Source organism: Neobacillus cucumis, assembly GCF_023715505.1.
In genome coordinates, this window is record NZ_JAMBOH010000038.1 from 21,645 (window position 1) to 39,523 (window position 17,879).

Sequence of the window (17,879 nt, forward strand, 5' to 3'; positions counted from 1 at the left end):
CTTATCCCCTCCTTTACTACCCCTCTTTACCATGATATTTGCACCAATTTAAAATTTTGTTATTGGACATGAGTGGATTTTCATATGAAACTCGTCAAAAAACGCACATAAGCAATTTTCAATTAAAATTAACCCTAATTTACAGTAAATGGGTCCTTGTCCTCGTTAACTTGTCCAATCCACTGCACATCTTGAGAATAAGATGCTTAATAGACAAAGGAAAAGGAGTTGAAACAATTGAGTAGAAGTAACAGAGAATTTGATAATCAAGGAAATCAGTCTGTGTTTAGAGGTTCTGCAAAAAACAATGACATTGACAACGACAATAACAGGAATAGGAATAGGAATAGGAACAGAAACAACAACACTAACAGGATCAACCACAGTAACACAAATGCCGATGTCAATGTGGACATTGATAATGAATTTGATAATGAATTTGATAATGAAGTGACAAATACTTCGGAATCCGAGGCAGAAGCTGAAGTTCGCAATGTTGACAACAATAACAATGAGGCTAGGGCAGATATGGATAACTCTGGAAATACTCGTTTTAATGTTCGATTAAACAGCAACAGTAATGCACGTGTTAGAACGGACCAAGAACAAGACAACGAACAAAATCAAGACATCGATGTGGATTTTGATTTTTAAGAGTATTCTTATAGATGTTCAATATTTAATAATTTTATAAAAGTAATAAATTTTAGGGGGATGAAAAAATGGCAAGAAGAAACCAACGTAATAACACCAACACAGATGTGAATGTTGATGTAAATAATGATATTGAAAACGATATTCGTAATCGTTCAGAATCAGAAGCAGAAGCAGACGTACGCAATGTTGACAGAAATACAAATGTTGCTAGAGCTACAATCAATAACTCAGGTAATTCCCGTGTAGATATTAACTTAAATAGCAGAAGTAATGCACGTGTAAGATCCGATCAAGATCAAGAAAACGCCCAAGACCAAAATACTGATATAGATGTAGATTTTTAGTTTACATTTAAGGGTGGGATACATTTATTCCACCCTTTATTAAGATAGGTGGAGGCTTTTTTTGGTGAAATTATTACCTTGTAAAAAAGTGTCATATAATGGAGTTTTTCCAAATATAGTTTTTTGCCATCTTAGTATACCTATTCAAGCTTCCATTAATGTTGGCTTATTCGTAGGTTTTCAAATATGAACGGATACCAAATTTATTATCAAAAGGGCACTGCCTATTCAACCAAAAAAAGGCAGAATGCTGATCTGCCTTTTAGTTATTGCTATTTAAATTAAAAACTGCTATTAACTTGCTCGTGTATCCGGTGACATGCTGCGAATTTTTCCTGGATTTCTTTTATCCTTCGCTTTAGGTGTCCCGTTACCTGGTGCCTTGATCATCATGGCGATGATAACAGATACAATGCTTAAAACTGCAATCAGCTTAAAGGTAGGGATAAATCCACCTAATGAAGAAGCAATAAATGATCCCGAAATCGCACCAATACCGAAGCCTTGATAGATGATTCCATAGTTTTTACTTTGATTTTTCAAACCAAAGAAATCAGCTACGATGGCTGGAAATACGGTAATATTCCCGCCAAAACAAAACGCAATTGCTGCCACACTAGCAAAGAACAATCCATAATTAAGGTGGACAAAACTTAATACCGTAACCGCTGCCGCTGTAACAAGCAATGCGCCTGATACTACTCGTAATCGGCCTACTTTATCGGATAAGGCTCCAAGTATGATACGTCCGCTTGTATTAAAGATAGCCACTAACGCTACTGCATTACTTGCCGTTGCAATATTAAGCCCTGCCATTTTAACACCAATATCCTTCACAATTCCAATCAGGAATAAACCGCTCATGCATGTTGTAAAGAAGATCACGAATAAGAGATATGCTTCCTTCGTTTTCAACATTTCTTTCACAGTATAGTCTTTTTGAATGCTGCCATTTTGAATTTTCGATTCATGAATTACTTTTGCTTCCCTAACTAGAAAAGAACCACCTACGACCATAATCATGACGATTAGTCCCCAGAAAAAGAAGGCCTGGGTAACTCCAGCTGACTGAATGAATGACCCGTTAATGAACTTGAATATCAAACTACCTGTACCGTACGCTCCAACTGAAATACCAGAAATAAGTCCTTTTCTTTCAGGAAACCATTTAATTAAATTTGATAAAGATGTGATATAGGCAGTACCATCTGCTGCCCCAACAATGACGCCTGCTAAGATATAAAGCATCCATAAGGATGATACTTGTGAACTAATAATTAACCCTGCACCTAGGACAATGCCGGCACAAATAAGTAAGCGGCGAATACCCCATTTATCTTGCAGCTTCCCTGCGAACAACGTTGATAGTGCTAAGGCCAAGCTAGTAATCGAAAAAGTCAAAGCAACTGAATTAAACTTCCAGCCAAAGTGGTCGACTAAGGGCTGGTTGAAAAGACTCCAAGTATAGATAGTACCTAATCCCATTTGTACAATAATCGTTCCTATTACAATTAACCAACGCCGATCCTTGCTTGCTTTCATTTTAATCTCCTCTTTTCTCCCAATAAAAAAATGATCATTCTGTTTTTAGTAATTTTTAATTACCTTGTAGATGTGATCATCATATCATTGAAAAATAGGAAGAAATCGTTTTCAGAATGAAATGCTTATTATTCGGAATGAATGGATATTATAGCTGCATAATTTGTCGAAACGCTTTTACTTTACTTCTGCTTACCGGAATTTCTGCATTCAGATCTTTAAGACGCAGCAGGTAGGTTTGGTTAAACCATGGCACAATTTCACGGATTTTCGTTAAGTTAACTGTATACGATCGGTGACAGCGAAAAAACATGTCGTCTGGTAGATGGGCATGGAACTCCGTTATACTCATCTGCATCGTATACTCCTCATTCAACGTATACACCAATGTCAACTTTTCACTTGCTTCTGCATAATAAATGTCATTTACATCTGTCACAATAATTTTATCGTTCTTTTTTAAATTGATTCGGTTTGAAGACTTTGCATGGACCTCCATTTCTTGTACTGCAGCATTAGGTCTATTGTTTAAGATATTAGTCTGTGTCTGATCACGTTTATAAGCTGCCTCAAGTCGGCTTAACATTGTTGACATCCGCTTTTCATCATATGGCTTGAGGATATAATCAAAGGCTTCAAGCTCAAACGCTTGAGCAGCATGTTCCTTATAGGCCGTGGTAAACACAATATAGGGTCTTTTCGTAAATTTGCTAATGGTGCTAGCCAGCAGCATGCCATCAAGTGATGGGATATTGATATCCAAAAAGATCACATCTGTTTCTTGCTCCTGCAAAAATTTTAAAACATCTAAGCCATCATCAAAGAAATGAGTGACTTCAATTTCACTATAAGCTTCAATTAAGTACTCCAATTCCTCACGAGCTGGAATTTCATCTTCCACAATAATTGCTTTCATAACCTCTCCTTTACCATGTCAAAAAAAACTTCCGTACCAGGTGATAACCGGTTAATCACCAGTCCATTTCCATAAATCAGTTTGACTCGCTGATGAACATTATACAAGCCGATTTTGTTAGCCGGTACCGTATCATTCTGCACATTGTTGATGACATCTTCACTAATTCCAGCACCCGTATCCATTACGCTTACTCTTATTTTTTCTCCCAAATCTTTGACTGCAATTGTCACCACTCCGGGGCCTTTTTTCTTTAAAATGCCATGATTAATGGCGTTCTCCACTAACGGCTGGATGAGAAGACTTGGTATGTTTACATTTACTTCGTCTATGTCATAGTCTACAGTCAAACGGCTGCCGAAACGGGCCTTTTCTATTTCTACATAATCACGGACTTGTTCCAACTCTTTATGAATATTTATCAATTCATCACTTACCTCTAAATTGTAGCGCATATAGCCAGATAGATTTATAATCAACTCACGGGCCTTGTCTGGATTCCTTCTTGTCGTGGAGGCAATGGCATTAAGGGCATTAAACAAAAAGTGCGGATTAATCTTGGTTTGAAGTGCCTTCAACTCTGCCTTATTCGATTCGGCCTTTATTTGTTCGATCCTTGAAACCTCCATTAGAGTAGAAATGATTTGAGAAAGTCCGATCGCCATTGTCTGAAGGGAATAAGTCATTTTATAGGATTTTCGATAGTAGATTTTTAGTGTTCCCGTTACCTCACCGTGTTCCTCAAAAGGAACAATCAACAGAGAGTGAATTTGGGGGGTATGGTGATCGGCGATATGATTCCGAATGATGAACTTGCCTGTTCGGATCGCTTCTTTCGTCAAATCACTGATAATTTCCTGACCAGTTACATATCTTTCTTCTCCAAAACCAACATAGGCGAGTACATTTTCATTATCTGTAATGGCCACCGCATCGGCGTTGATATCATTTTTTATAATACTGCAGATTTGCCTTAATGAATCCGTATTGATGGAGCGAAAATAAGGCATGGTCTTATTGGCGATATCTAATGCAAGCTTCGCGTGTCGTGCCGCAATGGTTTCCTTCTCACCCTCCACACTCATTACCAATAATACAATCAGACCGATGTTTAATTCTCCTACTATCATAGGAAAGGCTATCTTAGAAACGATGTCCAAACCAAGTGAAAATGGATCAGCCATGGCAAGAATCAACAGCATGGTCAATACTTCACAAAACATCCCAGCCGCAATTCCATAGATCCATCGCAACGACCTCTTTACTTTTCGGTTAATAAAACCCGAAACAATCCCCGCAATAATACTTGTGATTAAGCATGGAACTGAGGTGATTCCGCCAATATCAATCAAATAGCGGTGCACACCCGAAACGACGCCCGAAATGATTCCCACCCAAGGCCCAAACAAAATACCACCAGACACAACAGCAATGATCCTAGTATTCACAAGGGAACCTTCAACATTGATCCCTGAATAGGTACCAAAAATGGCAAATAAACAAAATAAAATGGTAATAACAAGCCTCTCTGTAAGAGAATGGCGGTCTTTTTGCAGGGATTCCTTAAATTTTGGGATCCGAATCATAAAAAACAGACAAATCAACAGCAAGGCTGCTCGTTCAAATAAATGGATCAGCATTTCTAATGATGTATTCATGCCAAAAATCCTCTCAAATTACGCATCGATATCTTGGTTGATAATGGTTCTTCTGTACCTTTATTTTATGCAGGTTCATTCAATTGTAAAAGTCTGCCGCGTGATGGTAGGCAGACTGAATAAATTCATATTATATTTATTTTCCACAACACTTTTTATATTTCTTGTTACTTCCACATGGACAAGGGTCATTTCGGCCAACTTTCTGTCTGGTTGTGAAATCCACAATATTCTCTTTAGGATTTGGAAATGGCAACAAGGTTTCTTGCTCATATGCCCCCGATAGCTCTCTTGGCGAATACCCTTTGAGTAACCATTGCCTCGTATTATTCATGAGATTTACGACTTTGTCCATACAAGCCCTTACCATTTCTATATTTTTGAATTCTAGTCTGCTTTGCAGAAATTGAAAAATATGATTTGGACTCTCCCCAATGTTAGTCGCATAAACGCATTCTTCTACCATTCCATCCGCTTCTTGTCTGCTCATTTCATAGTTTTGAGTTAAAAAGTGAACCAATTGAAGATAGCAATCATTTCGTTCGATATATCCAGGTTCACCCGCTCTAAGTAATTGCTCTGTGGAGAATGGGAAAAATGCCAGGTCTTTTCTGGTTTTGTGTTCACCCCTTACTTTTTCTGAATCAAAGACTCGACTATTGGAAAAGCCAAACTTATCCAATCTTATTTGCTCGTAGTAGGATATAGCATGATTGATGACAGATAGATAATCGGAAAGTCTGATAGGTTCATTCATGTATTTTTCTAGCAAATCATGGAGCTCTGTGAGGGTCAAAGTCCCATAATAGTAGAGCAATCCTTGTGTAAGTTTGATCCATTCTGTATTACGTCGGCTAATCGAGATTAATGGCTTGTGGTTGTCTCGAATAAACTCATTCTCAACTATTTCTTCAGGTATAGCCACGATCTTTTTGCCTTCAAAAGTTCCTGTGAAGATGATACCTATGTTGCGAAAGTAGTTTAGTTGATTTGCCGTTAATTTTGGCGCTTCCATATACCCGCCATGATGGACTATTTTTTTGATTAAGTTGTAACGCTCTTGGTCCAGAAACATGCATAACTTTTCAAACGAAAGTGGAATCTTTATACTTAATAAATCTATTAATTCCCCTTTTTTTAGCTGACTAGCGCCTTTTATCTCTAAACGTCTTCTTATGGAACTTAACTCATCTTTGGATAAGCTACTAAGCGCATCGTTTATTGTTAACGGAACAGAAATATCACTCCAAATTTTTAATTCCCGTTTCTGTTGGTTCTTCCGTGTCATCTCTCTTAAACCTTCTAAAGCGCTCTGTAATTTTTCATAAGTTTCTTTATCCATGCTGCTAGTATTCAAGATGATCACCTTCTAAAAATAGTAGTTTAATGTCATTTTAAAATGGTTTTATGTAAGAAAAGGCTCGCCCTTTTTAGGTGTTTATTATATCAGAAAAAAAGTTTATACTAAACTGTTTTATCCCACATGCTATTAACGCTTAGTTTTTAAATGTTCAATAGTATCACTCAAGTATAAATCATTTTTTAGATACGCTTTCGGCTTTGACGATAGATTAGGAAAAGAGTGAAGCAACAGACAATTAATATTTAAAGGGTTCCGTTTTAAGGTATTATTCTTAATTTTGTGCCAAAATGACAGTAGCATTGACATCGATATTTACATAAAAAAAGCAAAAACTAGCCAATACAATGGCGAGTTTTCTTTGTTTAAGAACCGTATTTAACTGATATGACCTCAAGTGTTTCCAGCTACAGATGATCCACCACTTGTCTCACCGGGGCAACAATACGTAAAAACAAATTTATTTAATAAAGTAGTTACACATTTACATCCTTCACATACAACAACGGTTAATAACCTTCATGTTACTCATCAACACTATTTCCCCCACACAGATTCCTGCATAAATGAATGCAGTGAAATACATACAATGTGCGGTGTTCCAGTCAACCCTTGTTGTCCATTTAGTCCATTTGGTTTTTAATTTCACAAGAAACTCCCAAACGGGAGGTTTTTTTACTTTTCAATTAGACACACTTTATATTCTGTATTCCATAAATGTCCCTTTCAATATGTACAAGCAATACATGTGCCCTACTCATTCGTGAGTGGGGCTCCTTGTTTTTAAAAGAGAACATAAAAACAGACTCTATAAAGAGCCTGCCTCAGTTTGTTCTTATTATTAAGCTTTACGAACGTTAGCCGCTTGAGCTCCACGTTGACCTTGCTCAACGTCAAAAGTAACTGCTTGACCTTCGTCTAAAGATTTGAAACCTTCGCCTTGGATAGCTGAGAAATGAACGAATACGTCTTCTCCGCCGTCACGTTCGATAAATCCGAAACCTTTTTCTGCGTTAAACCATTTTACTTTACCCTGTTCCATTTTGTTTCCTCCTGCTGTGTGCTTTGCACACAATGTGTTACTATCCTTGCACTCAGTGATCATCAAGACGAAAAGTTAATCTTATACTATCCTTTACACCGATCAAAAATAATTCTTCTAAAGTTTAACATTTTTTAAAAGTATTTGCAAGAAGACCTAAACACAACCATTTTTTCTCTTCCTTTTTTCTTAGTAATGAAATAACTGCTATGGTTCCAAAAATAAAAAGCATAACTGTTAGTAGCCACCACCTGAAACTCCACTTGATGATCGTTACAAATAAAACAAAAATAATGAAAGTGCTAATACGTACCTAATTTCTTTTGCTCTTCTGATTGGATTTCGTGATGATGCTATGTATTTATGTATTGCTAATCCTTCCTCGACAATCCCTGCTAAAATAAGCAAGACTATTCCCATTTAATTTCTCCCCTTTTACAAATCCATCTGATTTGGAGTACACCCAATTAATAGATTTTTTCTATATTTATGAAAAAAATATAAGCCAGCCCTCGCTAAATGCATATCTTATTATGATCCCCGCATTTCCCATCTAGAAAGCAAATGCTTCGAATTTAGGCGCTAAAAAGGCAACTCCCCCAAGGGGATAGTTACCTAGTTTGAAAATTCCCTCTTCCAAGGAAAAATACAAGAATCAAAATAAGAGCGCAAAGTAACTACCATTTAAGGTTGTTTCTTTGCGCTCTTAACGTCAGCCCGATATTCTATAGGAATCAGGTTGACTTTTCCTAAATATATCTTAGGACACCATTTAAGTGTTCCCACACAGCTCGTGTCCATATTGTAATTGCAAGGTCTTTTTAAGAGGTTAAAAATCTGTTTATAACACCTTACTTAAGAAAGCCTTTGTTCTCTCATGCTGAGGGTTTCCGAATAACTGATTCGGTTCATTTTCTTCTACAATATACCCTCCATCCATGAAAATAACACGATCGCCAACTTCCCGGGCAAATCCCATTTCATGTGTAACAACCACCATGGTCATTCCTTCCTTAGCAAGCTGCTTCATAACCTCTAATACATCACCGACCATTTCCGGGTCAAGTGCAGAAGTCGGTTCGTCAAACAGCATGATTTTAGGATTCATTGCCAGAGCCCTTGCTATAGCCACCCGTTGTTTCTGTCCACCAGATAGTTCTCCCGGATAACTGCTAGCCTTTTCTTTCAGGCCAACCTTATCAAGCAGCTCAAGGGCCATTTTTTCAGCCGCTGCTTTACTAATCGAAAGAATTTTAATAGGACCTAACGTGATATTTTCTAAAACCGTTTTATGAGGAAACAGATTAAATTGTTGAAATACCATTCCAACATCTTGTCTAACTTTGTTGATATTAATTTTTGGGTCCGTAATATTATGTCCGTTAATCACTACCTCACCACCTGAAATGTCTTCCAGGCGATTTAGGCACCGGAGGAATGTACTCTTTCCCGAGCCAGAAGGGCCTATTACACATATTACTTCTTTTTCTTGAACTTCAGCGTTAATATCTTTTAAAACCTCTAGTTTCCCAAACGATTTGCTTAAGTTTTTTACTGATATAATGCTCATCGAACCTGAATCCTCCTTTCAACAAAATTAGCAAGAAGGGTTAACAAATAAATAATGATAAAATAAATGACACCTACAGCCAGCCAAATCTTAAATGCTTCAAAGGTTGCTGAAGCCTGAATTTGACCCTGCTGTGTTAAATCTGCAATACCGATAACGGATAACAGCGAAGTGTCTTTTAAACTAATAATGGATTGGTTCGTAATCGTAGGAAGCATTCTTCTAAAAGCCTGAGGCAGGACCACGTAACGCATTGTTTGTGCTCCGGTAAAACCAATCGATCTAGCGGCTTCTGTTTGTCCCTTATCAATTGATTGAATACCGGCTCTGATAATTTCTGCAAAATATGCCCCCGCATTAATCGCAACAGTGATAATACCAGCTGTTGTGCTGTTTAAAGAAACCAAATGCAGCGAATTCACTCCAAAATATATAAAAAACAACTGTACAATAAATGGAGTTCCACGAATCGCATCAACATACACTTTTGCAATCCAATGCAAGAATTTAAGAGGTGCAAGCCGTAACAAGGCCATCAATAAGCCAATTAAAAAACCTAGAATAATAGCAATAACAAATATATAAAGTGTGACTTGTAATCCTTTTAGTAATATTGGTAAAGCTGCAACAATTATATCCACTGTTTCATCCCCTTTCAAAAAGAAAGCGCGCTTAATGCGCGCCCAATCAATAGTTATTCACCAAGATAAGTTTTTATAATTTTATCATATGTTCCATCTTTTTTGAGTTCAGCAAGACCTTTATTAATTTTTTCAATTAAGTCCTTGTTTTGCCCTTTCAAAACAGCAATTCCATATTGGTCTCCATTTAAGCGGTCACCGACAATTTTCAAACCAAGGTCCTTTTGGGCAATAGCGTAAGAGATAACAGGGTAGTCTTCAATAAGTGCATCTGCATTTCCATTAGAAACTTCCTGGAACATTGCAGGACTATCATTAAACTGAACGACATTAATTCCTAGCTTTGATGCATTAGCTTGTGCATATTCAGCACCCGTTGTTCCTTTTTTTACAGCTACTGTTTTTCCTTTAAGATCTTTAACTGATTTAATAGTTGCATTATCTTTTTTAACAACAACTGTTAATCCTGCATCAAAATACGGAGTTGAGAAATCTACTACCTTTTTTCTTTCATCTGTAATACTCATCCCTGCAATAGCTACGTCAAGTTGATTGGCTTGCATGGCTGGAATAATACCACCAAAGTCCATTGGGTTAAGTTCAATTTTAAAGCCCTGATTTTTCGCAATGGCATTAATCAAGTCAATATCAATACCTTTATACTCATTTCCATCCTTATATTCAAATGGAGGGTAAGTCGTGTCCACGCCGACTTTATATACCTTTTCACTATTCGCTTTCTCTCCTGATGTTTCCTTACTACCGCACGCTGCGATAAAAACAGTCAGAATTAAAAATAAACTAAATAAACCTAATTTTTTCATCAAATAACACCCCTACTTTTTAGATTATTTTTAATATAATAAAAACAATACTTTTTTAATATACCACATATATTAAATATGAAAAAGTATTTTTTGTATAATAATTCTATCTATTTAATAAAATATAAAAAATTTTATTAGCCAAGAAGTATTTTAATAGTAACCCGACAATAAGGTAAAAAGCATATTATAAAAGAAATTTTTCTTTTTTTAGAGTGAATTACGATTATTATTTTAATATTCTAATTTTAGTATTAATAAAGAACAAGTTTCCCTATTCGGTTAGTCTTGGGTTACATTACTTCACATCAATCATTTTGAACAAAGGTCAAATAATACAGCAAGTTCCTTTATTAGCGGAAAAGAGTCTTCATTTTTCAACCATTCTTTCGTTTTGCCTCGCGTTGAGATAATAATTTTTCATAACAAGGAAAATATTAAGTAGAAAAGGGCGAATAAATGATCAACCAACATGAATGATTGAAATGAGGGAAATGAATTTGAAACGAAGAAAGGCTCTCGCTTATTTAATGGCAATGGTTTTATCTATTCTTTTTATCATACCTTCGGTGGATGCCCAAAATGTTAACCAGCAGGTCTTGGCAAGGGTAAAAGAAACGCTTACTGTCAATGGAAAAGTATTTAAAGATTTAAATTCAAATGGAAAACTAGATGATTATGAAAACTGGGAGTTATCGATTGAAAAGCGAGTCGCTGACCTAATATCCAAAATGACCCTAGAGGAAAAAGCCGGACTTATGATTATACCTGAATTTCGTGAAATTGAAGGGTCCAAGATGGAACAGCCGAATAATTTAATTGATCAACATGCACGATATTTTGTTTATCGTAGTACACCTAGTGCTGATGTGATAGCCAATACAAATAACACGCTGCAAGAAAAGGCTGAGGGAACAAGATTAGGAATACCGGCAGTTCTTATTTCAAATCCCCGAAACCATTTCACCATGATCGCAGATATTACAGATTTTAAAAAAGCAAAAGATTACTATGTACCCACAAAAGAGGGTCCTGGTCAATTTTCCATATGGCCAGATTCCTTAGGACTCGCTGCAACTCGTGACCTTGATTTGGTAAAAGAATTTGCTCAAATTGCACGGAAAGAATGGACATCTGCCGGTCTTCGTAAAATGTATGGCTACAATGCTGATATTGCAACACAACCCTTATGGGCAAGGATTTTAGAAACATTTGGAGAAAGTCCTAAACTCGTTTCAGATATCAATTATACGTTAATCAAAGGTTTTCAAGGTGAAGAACTTGACAAAAACAGTGTTTCTTTGACAACAAAGCATTTCCCTGGTGGGGGATCAAGATATTTGGGGAAAGATCCGCATTTTGAGGAAGGAAATTTTAATATTTATCCAACACCTGGCAGCTTGCAAAAGTATCATCTCCCGCCGTTTATAGCAGCCATTGAAGCTGGAACAAATTCCATACTACCTTACTATGCTTATCCAAGTAATAAAAGTGCTGATCAAGGGCTTCCTCCCTATAACGATAAACAGCAATTTGAAGAAGTGGGTTTTGTTTTTAATAAAGCGTTTATAACCGACTTATTGCGTAAGAAACTAAGGTTTAAAGGATATGTCAACTCAGATACGGGGGCAATAATTGATATGGCATGGGGTGCTAAACATATGTCGAGGGAAGAAAGAATTGCTAAAGCAATGGAAGCTGGAGCAAATATTTTTTCCGGACAGAAGGATCCACAGCCATTAATAAATGCGGTAAATCAACGTTTGGTAAGTGAAGAGCAAATCAATCAATCCGTAGCACATTTGCTCACAGAAATGATGACATTAGGTTTATTTGAAAACCCATATGTGAATCCGAAAACGGCATTAGAAGTGGTAAATAATCGGGCATCACAAGAAAAGGCAGACTTAGCCCACCGGAAGTCTATCGTTTTATTACGCAATGATCAGAATCTTTTGCCCCTAAAGAATACAAAAATAAAAGATATGAAACTTTATGTCGAATCGTTCCCAGCTGGCGTACAGAATGCAAATACGATTGCATTAAGAAAAACCATTCAGCAATATGATCCGGACATCACTTTGACAAATCATTTGGAAGAAGCAACCCACGCACTTGTATGGATTAAACCCAAACAAGATCTGCTTTCGAAGCATCCATTGATTTCTATAGGACCAGATACGCAAATTCAAAATAAAAATCGGATTATCAAAATACAGAAAACTGTACCGACGATTACGGCCATTAACTTTAGTAATCCTTGGCTGATTCAAGAAATTGAACCGAATGCAGCAGCTGTCATTGGAACATTCGGAGTAAAAACGGAAGCTTTAATTGATGTGATTCGTGGGAAATTTAATCCGACTGGAAAACTACCTATTACCATTCCAGCAAATCAGAATGCCGTCGTAAATGACAAGATGGACGTACCAGGCTTTGATGAAGCCCCTTCCTATGTATACCAAGCAAAATCTGGTGACAAGTATGGTTTTGGTTTTGGACTATCCTATAATACGGAGCAAAAGGAAGCAAAGTCCAGCTATATCGACACATTCTTGAGGAATTTCTTCAATAATTAAAACGAAGTAGGACAAAAGGCAGCCCCCTCGTCTGAGGGCATACTGCCTTTATTTAATTTGTTCAACACACTCCAAATGTGTGAATGTAAATGACAACACAATGGATGTTGGTTAGTTTATCAACATTCCTAAGAGCTTTTTCTCTCAGAAAAATCCAGATTTCCAGATGTCTTCCTCTGTTTCAAATACTTTTCTAATGTACGGGATAATTTCATTTGGATATTCTTTCAGAAGCTCAACTATTTTTGGGGTATTACCGAATCATATCCCGAACCCATTCAAGAAGATTTGGGCAAAGGGAGAAACGCCCCTGTTACTTGAATTAGGCATCTATTCTTTTTTTCTCTTGTTCAAACAAGTGATAGTACATTTGAAGCTTGGAATGGTCCCTTAAATGAAGGGCAAAATATTTAGCCTTATAATATTTGAGATAACCGTTATGTTGCTTTTCAATATTGCTAAATGCTAGTTCTAAATTGGTATTTTTTTGTACCAATTTAATCCATCAACCATAAAAGACTTGAATATTACCTCCTCAATATTAGAGCCATTGAACCCACCAAATATCATTTCGATTTTTTTCGGCGTGGTTTTCTAAATGATTGATGTAATTTGATTGGTCAAGTTTACGATATAACTGTTCTTGCAGATGACATTGTTGGAATTTTGGGAGTAATTCACCTTTATATAATTCTTTTGGTCATGATATTCACCGAATTGTATGTAAGCTGTAAAGGGTTGATTCTCATTGCTTTACTAGGAACATTAATCGATTCAGGTAATACTTTTTTACCTTCCCAGTATTCTTAAATCTCAACTACATCACCACACTCCATAAATTCTTCTAAAAGAGATAAAAGAGGGAGTTTTTTTAGATGTATTGCTTCGTCATGGTCTGTATGATTAGTTACCGTTGTTAAATTAGACAATACTTCGTTTGTTAGTGGTAAAATGTTATTTCTTCGCTTGAGGATTTGGCCAGCACAGCGGATGATGATCTTGGTTAGCCAAGTCATAAAGTATTCCGGTTGCTTTAAAGTATGAATACTTATATATGCTTGATATATCGCTTCTTAAACAACATCCAATGCCTCCTCTTCGTTATGTATATAAAGATAAGCAGGACGGTAGATTCGTTCATAGCACTGCTTAATGAGTTGTTCAAAGTCTTTTTTATTGCCCCTGATTGCTTTTTAACTAACCTATCATCCCCTATTTCCATCTCTCTCATCCCCTTTCAACTATTAGTGGTAAATAACATCAGAAAAGTTTCTGAAATTAAATATTTAACATAAGAATATATTAAATATAAAAATAGTATTATAATATTTTAAATAATAAGTAGATAACCTCTAAAATAATACCAAAATCGAATAAAAATATAAGAATGTTGAGGTGATAAAGTGCAAATCAAAAATTTTATAGTTGACCAAAGTTTAAAAGAATTAACGGAACACCGTACAGTTGTGTTACCGCTCGCATGTTACGAAACAACGATTAATCAAAACATAAATGGATATATACCGCTTCATTGGCATGATGAATTTCAATTTGTTCTCGTTGTAAAAGGAGAAGCCATTTTTCAAATAAATGAAGAAAATATTACTGTGCAAGAAGGCGAAGGGCTATTTATAAATAGTGGCTGCCTGCATATGGCAAAAGATCAGAATGATTCTGGCTGTGCCTATATATGTTTAAATGTATCCCCAAGTTTCGTTTTATCACAAGAACTATATACAACCCATGTAATCCCTTATATTCAGGCGACTAATATTCCTTATTTACTCTTGGTTCCAAAGGAGCTTTGGTCGAATAATATATTGGACTCTATTATAAAAATTAATCAGTTGATAAAACAAACTCCACCATACTATCAAATCGACATCAGCCTGCATCTCACATTAATTTGGAAGAACCTAATCATTAATGGGATTGAATTAGAGTACGAACAGACGGAAATGATAAAGAATCATCGAATGAAGCAGATGCTAAATTGGATCCACTTACATTATCCTGAGAAAATCCTTTTAGACGATATTGCACGAGCTGGAAAATTAAGCCGTTCCGAGTGCTGTCGATACTTCAAACGAATTTTAAAGAAAACACCTCTGAATTACTTAACCGATTTTCGAATTCAAAAAAGTTTAATTTTATTACAACAGCCAGAATCCAATGTAACCGATGTTGCCTATCAAGTCGGATTTAATAGCACCAGCTATTTCATTGATAAATTCCGAAAGTCAATGAACATAACACCATTGGCTTATAAGAAGTATAAAAATTCCAATTTATTTGAGAAATAGGGCACTTTAAACAACCTGGTGCTTCAACACATTAAGAAATAATATTGAAGAGCTGAAATATACAAGTTTTTATGCCCTACTTGTATATTTTGGTTTTATTGCATTTATAAAACACACAGTCATGAATCGCATTTTTAAATGCCAAATCCATTCAGAGGGATCAACTATCTATTTTGGGTTAAAATTGACCCAACCGTTAATTAAAAGATCGAATTCATTTTATTTCAATTTACATAATTATATTATATTAAACTAACTACTATTCATAAGAAAGATAGATTCGTTATTTCTAACCATGCATAAAAAGCACCCAATTAGGATGCTTATTAATAAAAAAATATTCAATCTGCTAGTCATATCTTTAAAAACGCTTGGTTAAAGTGAGTTAAGAATTTCCTTCAACTTGTCTAACTCTTCTTTAGACAACGTAATCCCTTTTCCCATTTTCTCATGATCCTCGGACCAATCACGGATATCATATTTAGGTTCACGTCCATTCCAGCTAATCAGATTAAGTTCTCGCTTCCATCCCTTTGCAGATTCTGATAGTACAGCAATTTTTTGTGTGATTTCATATTTAATGTCTGCCATGTAACTTACCTCCTTGCCATTGCATTAAATTATATTCAAAATTAATTTTTTGGACATGTAAATCCATTGTTGTAACACTCTTTCATTAATTGAGCTTAATCATACTCCCATTCTGTTATGGCATGTCCATATTTAATTATACCGTTTTTCATTGCTTTTCTTCCTCGAATAAGAATTTTTCTTTGTTACTGAATTCCACTCATCACTTTTCTCTCATTTTTCAAAAATACACTCACAAATATTGAAGTATAATCATTTGTGAGTGTTATAAAGTCATTAAAATGAACTTGTTTCTAAAGATAACTTGAAATGTTATATCAGGTCTTAGCTAAGAAAATATTGCTTTATATATTTTGCAACTTCAATTGGATTATGTTCATTACAAGGAGAAAGATGATGTAATTTTGTAAGTATTAATGTTTGTGATTGTGGAATTGTTTGACTTAATAGTTGAATCATCTGGTGAATTGTTTCTGGACTTTTTTCTCCAGAAACTAATAGTATATTTGCATGAATGGTTTGATAATTTTTGTAAGTAGCTTCTAAGCGTTGGACTTCCTTATGCTCGAATAAATTTTCTGGTAACAGCTCTTTTATTTTTACCCAATGATCTCCACGGATTACCATACGTAAGATGAGTTTTGCGTACCAGTTAGGCATTCGTGTTAAAGGACTATGTCCCGCCCCCTTTACAAAACTAGTAAATGCTTCCCGATAGTCTTTTCTATTTATGGCCTTTTCATATTGTACTATCCAGTCCCAATCAGTTGGGATCGAACCTGTAGAAACGCCAGGTTCATATAGAGCAATTTTTGTAAAGGATTGAACCATTCGTGCAGTTTCTAAAGCTACGAGACCACCATAGCTATGTCCAAATACATAAGTAGCACCTGTTACTTGTTGTATTGCTTGAATATCTTCGCATTCCTTGTTAATTGAATACTCAATTCCCTGAGGTCCACTCATCCCGCGTCCTCTTCGGTCTATGATGTGAACTGTAAAAGTATCCGCTAGTTCTCGGGCAAGCTTACTAAGATCCCTCGAGTCATTCAATGCACCATGGATTAGAATGATTCCAGGGCCTTGACCGATACTTTGAAAACCAATAACTGTACCATCTCGTGATGTAAGTGTTGATTGAGTGAATGTATCAGTAGGATTAGTACTTTTTAAAATGTTTGACATATATCATCCCTCTCCCCTGTATACAAAGATAAATTAAGTTTATTAGTGTTTATCTTACAATAGATTCGTATCGGTTAAAGAGTATTCCTCTTTCGTTAGTGTTGCGCATAAGGCAGTGAGTTAAGGAATAACTATGTTGTTAATTTTTTCGTATAGTAATCTAATTTCATTGTTTTTGCCTTTTCTTCAAATAATTGAAGATATATTGGTAAAAAAGCAACAGCATAGAAGTTTCAACTACAAAAAATGCAAAAAAGCCGAAATCCGTTATAGGATTCGGCTATAGTCTTATTGAAAAACAAAAAGTCTATAACAGGGGTATTTTCGCTTTTTTACAATCAGCAATGGTTTGATCATTCCATACAGAAACCTGGACCTCTCCAATATGTGATTTCTTTAGGAGGAACATACATAATCTGGACTGCCCGATTCCTCCACCTATTGTGTATGGCAGCTCTTTGTTAACAATAGCTTGATGATATTGAAGCTGTTTCCGGTCCTCATTATTCGATTGTTTTAGTTGGATTAACAAAGCCCTTTCGGATTAACCCCCGAATTTTGGACAATTACTCTCTTAATCTATCATTTTCGTAGTTTTTTATTTTTTGATTTCTTTCGTTGTTTTTTCAGAAGGCCAAGTTGCTTGACATGGAGCCTCTGCGGGCAT

At 35.8% G+C, this 17,879-nt stretch carries 16 protein-coding genes and 1 pseudogene; 5 read left to right on the forward strand and 12 right to left on the reverse strand.

What is annotated here, in order from left to right:
- Positions 1-237: 237 nt before the first annotated feature.
- Together M3226_RS28180 and M3226_RS28185 are read left to right on the forward strand one after the other, a co-directional pair.
- Positions 238-654: a hypothetical protein gene (locus M3226_RS28180; RefSeq protein ID WP_251572401.1), complete on the forward strand. Its 417-nt coding sequence runs from the start codon at positions 238-240 to the stop codon at positions 652-654.
- 68 nt (positions 655-722) lie between these two features.
- Positions 723-1,001: a hypothetical protein gene (locus M3226_RS28185; protein WP_251572403.1), complete on the forward strand. Its 279-nt coding sequence runs from the start codon at positions 723-725 to the stop codon at positions 999-1,001.
- 294 nt (positions 1,002-1,295) lie between these two features.
- Here the strand turns inward: M3226_RS28185 and M3226_RS28190 are convergent, their stop codons facing one another.
- From M3226_RS28190 to M3226_RS28205, 4 genes are all read right to left on the reverse strand, one after another.
- On the reverse strand, positions 1,296-2,543 hold the full coding sequence (locus M3226_RS28190; RefSeq protein WP_251572405.1) for an L-lactate MFS transporter: 1,248 nt from the start codon (positions 2,541-2,543) through the stop codon (positions 1,296-1,298).
- Between the two features lie 148 nt (positions 2,544-2,691).
- Entirely contained in the window at positions 2,692-3,459 is a 768-nt protein-coding gene (locus M3226_RS28195; protein ID WP_251572407.1) for a LytR/AlgR family response regulator transcription factor, read from the reverse strand.
- Positions 3,456-5,117, reverse strand: a complete 1,662-nt coding sequence (locus M3226_RS28200; protein ID WP_251572408.1) for a sensor histidine kinase — start codon at positions 5,115-5,117, stop codon at positions 3,456-3,458. Before M3226_RS28200 ends, M3226_RS28195 begins: the two co-directional genes overlap by 4 nt.
- 136 nt (positions 5,118-5,253) lie before the next feature.
- Positions 5,254-6,474 carry an SEC-C metal-binding domain-containing protein gene (locus tag M3226_RS28205; RefSeq protein WP_251572410.1) on the reverse strand — a complete coding sequence of 407 codons (1,221 nt, stop codon included), beginning with the start codon at positions 6,472-6,474 and terminating at the stop codon, positions 5,254-5,256.
- A 400-nt stretch (positions 6,475-6,874) separates the two neighbouring features.
- Here M3226_RS28205 and M3226_RS28210 point away from each other — a divergent pair, with 400 nt between their 5' ends.
- Positions 6,875-7,120, forward strand: coding sequence for a CotD family spore coat protein (locus M3226_RS28210; RefSeq protein WP_251572411.1), 246 nt, complete (start codon positions 6,875-6,877; stop codon positions 7,118-7,120).
- Positions 7,121-7,318: 198 nt separating this feature from the next.
- Here the strand turns inward: M3226_RS28210 and M3226_RS28215 are convergent, their stop codons facing one another.
- The 5 genes from M3226_RS28215 to M3226_RS28235 all read right to left on the reverse strand — a co-directional run bounded on the left by M3226_RS28215 (position 7,319) and on the right by M3226_RS28235 (position 10,554).
- Complete coding sequence (locus M3226_RS28215) at positions 7,319-7,519, reverse strand: cold-shock protein (RefSeq protein WP_251572413.1); 201 nt, start codon at positions 7,517-7,519, stop codon at positions 7,319-7,321.
- Between the two features lie 273 nt (positions 7,520-7,792).
- Positions 7,793-7,939, reverse strand: a complete 147-nt coding sequence (locus M3226_RS28220) for a hypothetical protein (RefSeq protein WP_251572415.1) — start codon at positions 7,937-7,939, stop codon at positions 7,793-7,795.
- Positions 7,940-8,360: 421 nt separating this feature from the next.
- Entirely contained in the window at positions 8,361-9,089 is a 729-nt protein-coding gene (locus M3226_RS28225; protein WP_285858032.1) for an amino acid ABC transporter ATP-binding protein, read from the reverse strand.
- Positions 9,086-9,730: an amino acid ABC transporter permease gene (locus tag M3226_RS28230; protein ID WP_251572417.1), complete on the reverse strand. Its 645-nt coding sequence runs from the start codon at positions 9,728-9,730 to the stop codon at positions 9,086-9,088. The genes M3226_RS28225 and M3226_RS28230 overlap by 4 nt, the downstream gene beginning before the upstream one ends.
- Before the next feature lie 53 nt (positions 9,731-9,783).
- Complete coding sequence (locus M3226_RS28235) at positions 9,784-10,554, reverse strand: transporter substrate-binding domain-containing protein (protein ID WP_251572419.1); 771 nt, start codon at positions 10,552-10,554, stop codon at positions 9,784-9,786.
- 500 nt (positions 10,555-11,054) lie between these two features.
- Between M3226_RS28235 and M3226_RS28240 the strand changes: the two genes are divergently transcribed.
- Entirely contained in the window at positions 11,055-13,133 is a 2,079-nt protein-coding gene (locus M3226_RS28240; RefSeq protein WP_251572421.1) for a glycoside hydrolase family 3 protein, read from the forward strand.
- 1,403 nt (positions 13,134-14,536) lie between these two features.
- A complete protein-coding gene (locus tag M3226_RS28245) occupies positions 14,537-15,436 on the forward strand; it encodes an AraC family transcriptional regulator (RefSeq protein ID WP_251572423.1) in 900 nt (299 codons plus the stop codon).
- Between the two features lie 375 nt (positions 15,437-15,811).
- Here M3226_RS28245 and M3226_RS28250 read toward each other — a convergent pair whose 3' ends face one another.
- The 3 genes and pseudogenes from M3226_RS28250 to M3226_RS28260 form a co-directional block, all read right to left on the reverse strand.
- Entirely contained in the window at positions 15,812-16,027 is a 216-nt protein-coding gene (locus M3226_RS28250; protein WP_251572425.1) for a YdbC family protein, read from the reverse strand.
- Between the two features lie 324 nt (positions 16,028-16,351).
- On the reverse strand, positions 16,352-17,212 hold the full coding sequence (locus M3226_RS28255) for an alpha/beta fold hydrolase (RefSeq protein WP_251572428.1): 861 nt from the start codon (positions 17,210-17,212) through the stop codon (positions 16,352-16,354).
- 307 nt (positions 17,213-17,519) lie between these two features.
- Positions 17,520-17,666, reverse strand: a pseudogene (locus M3226_RS28260) (aspartate--ammonia ligase); the annotation flags it as partial.
- Positions 17,667-17,879 lie beyond the last annotated feature (213 nt).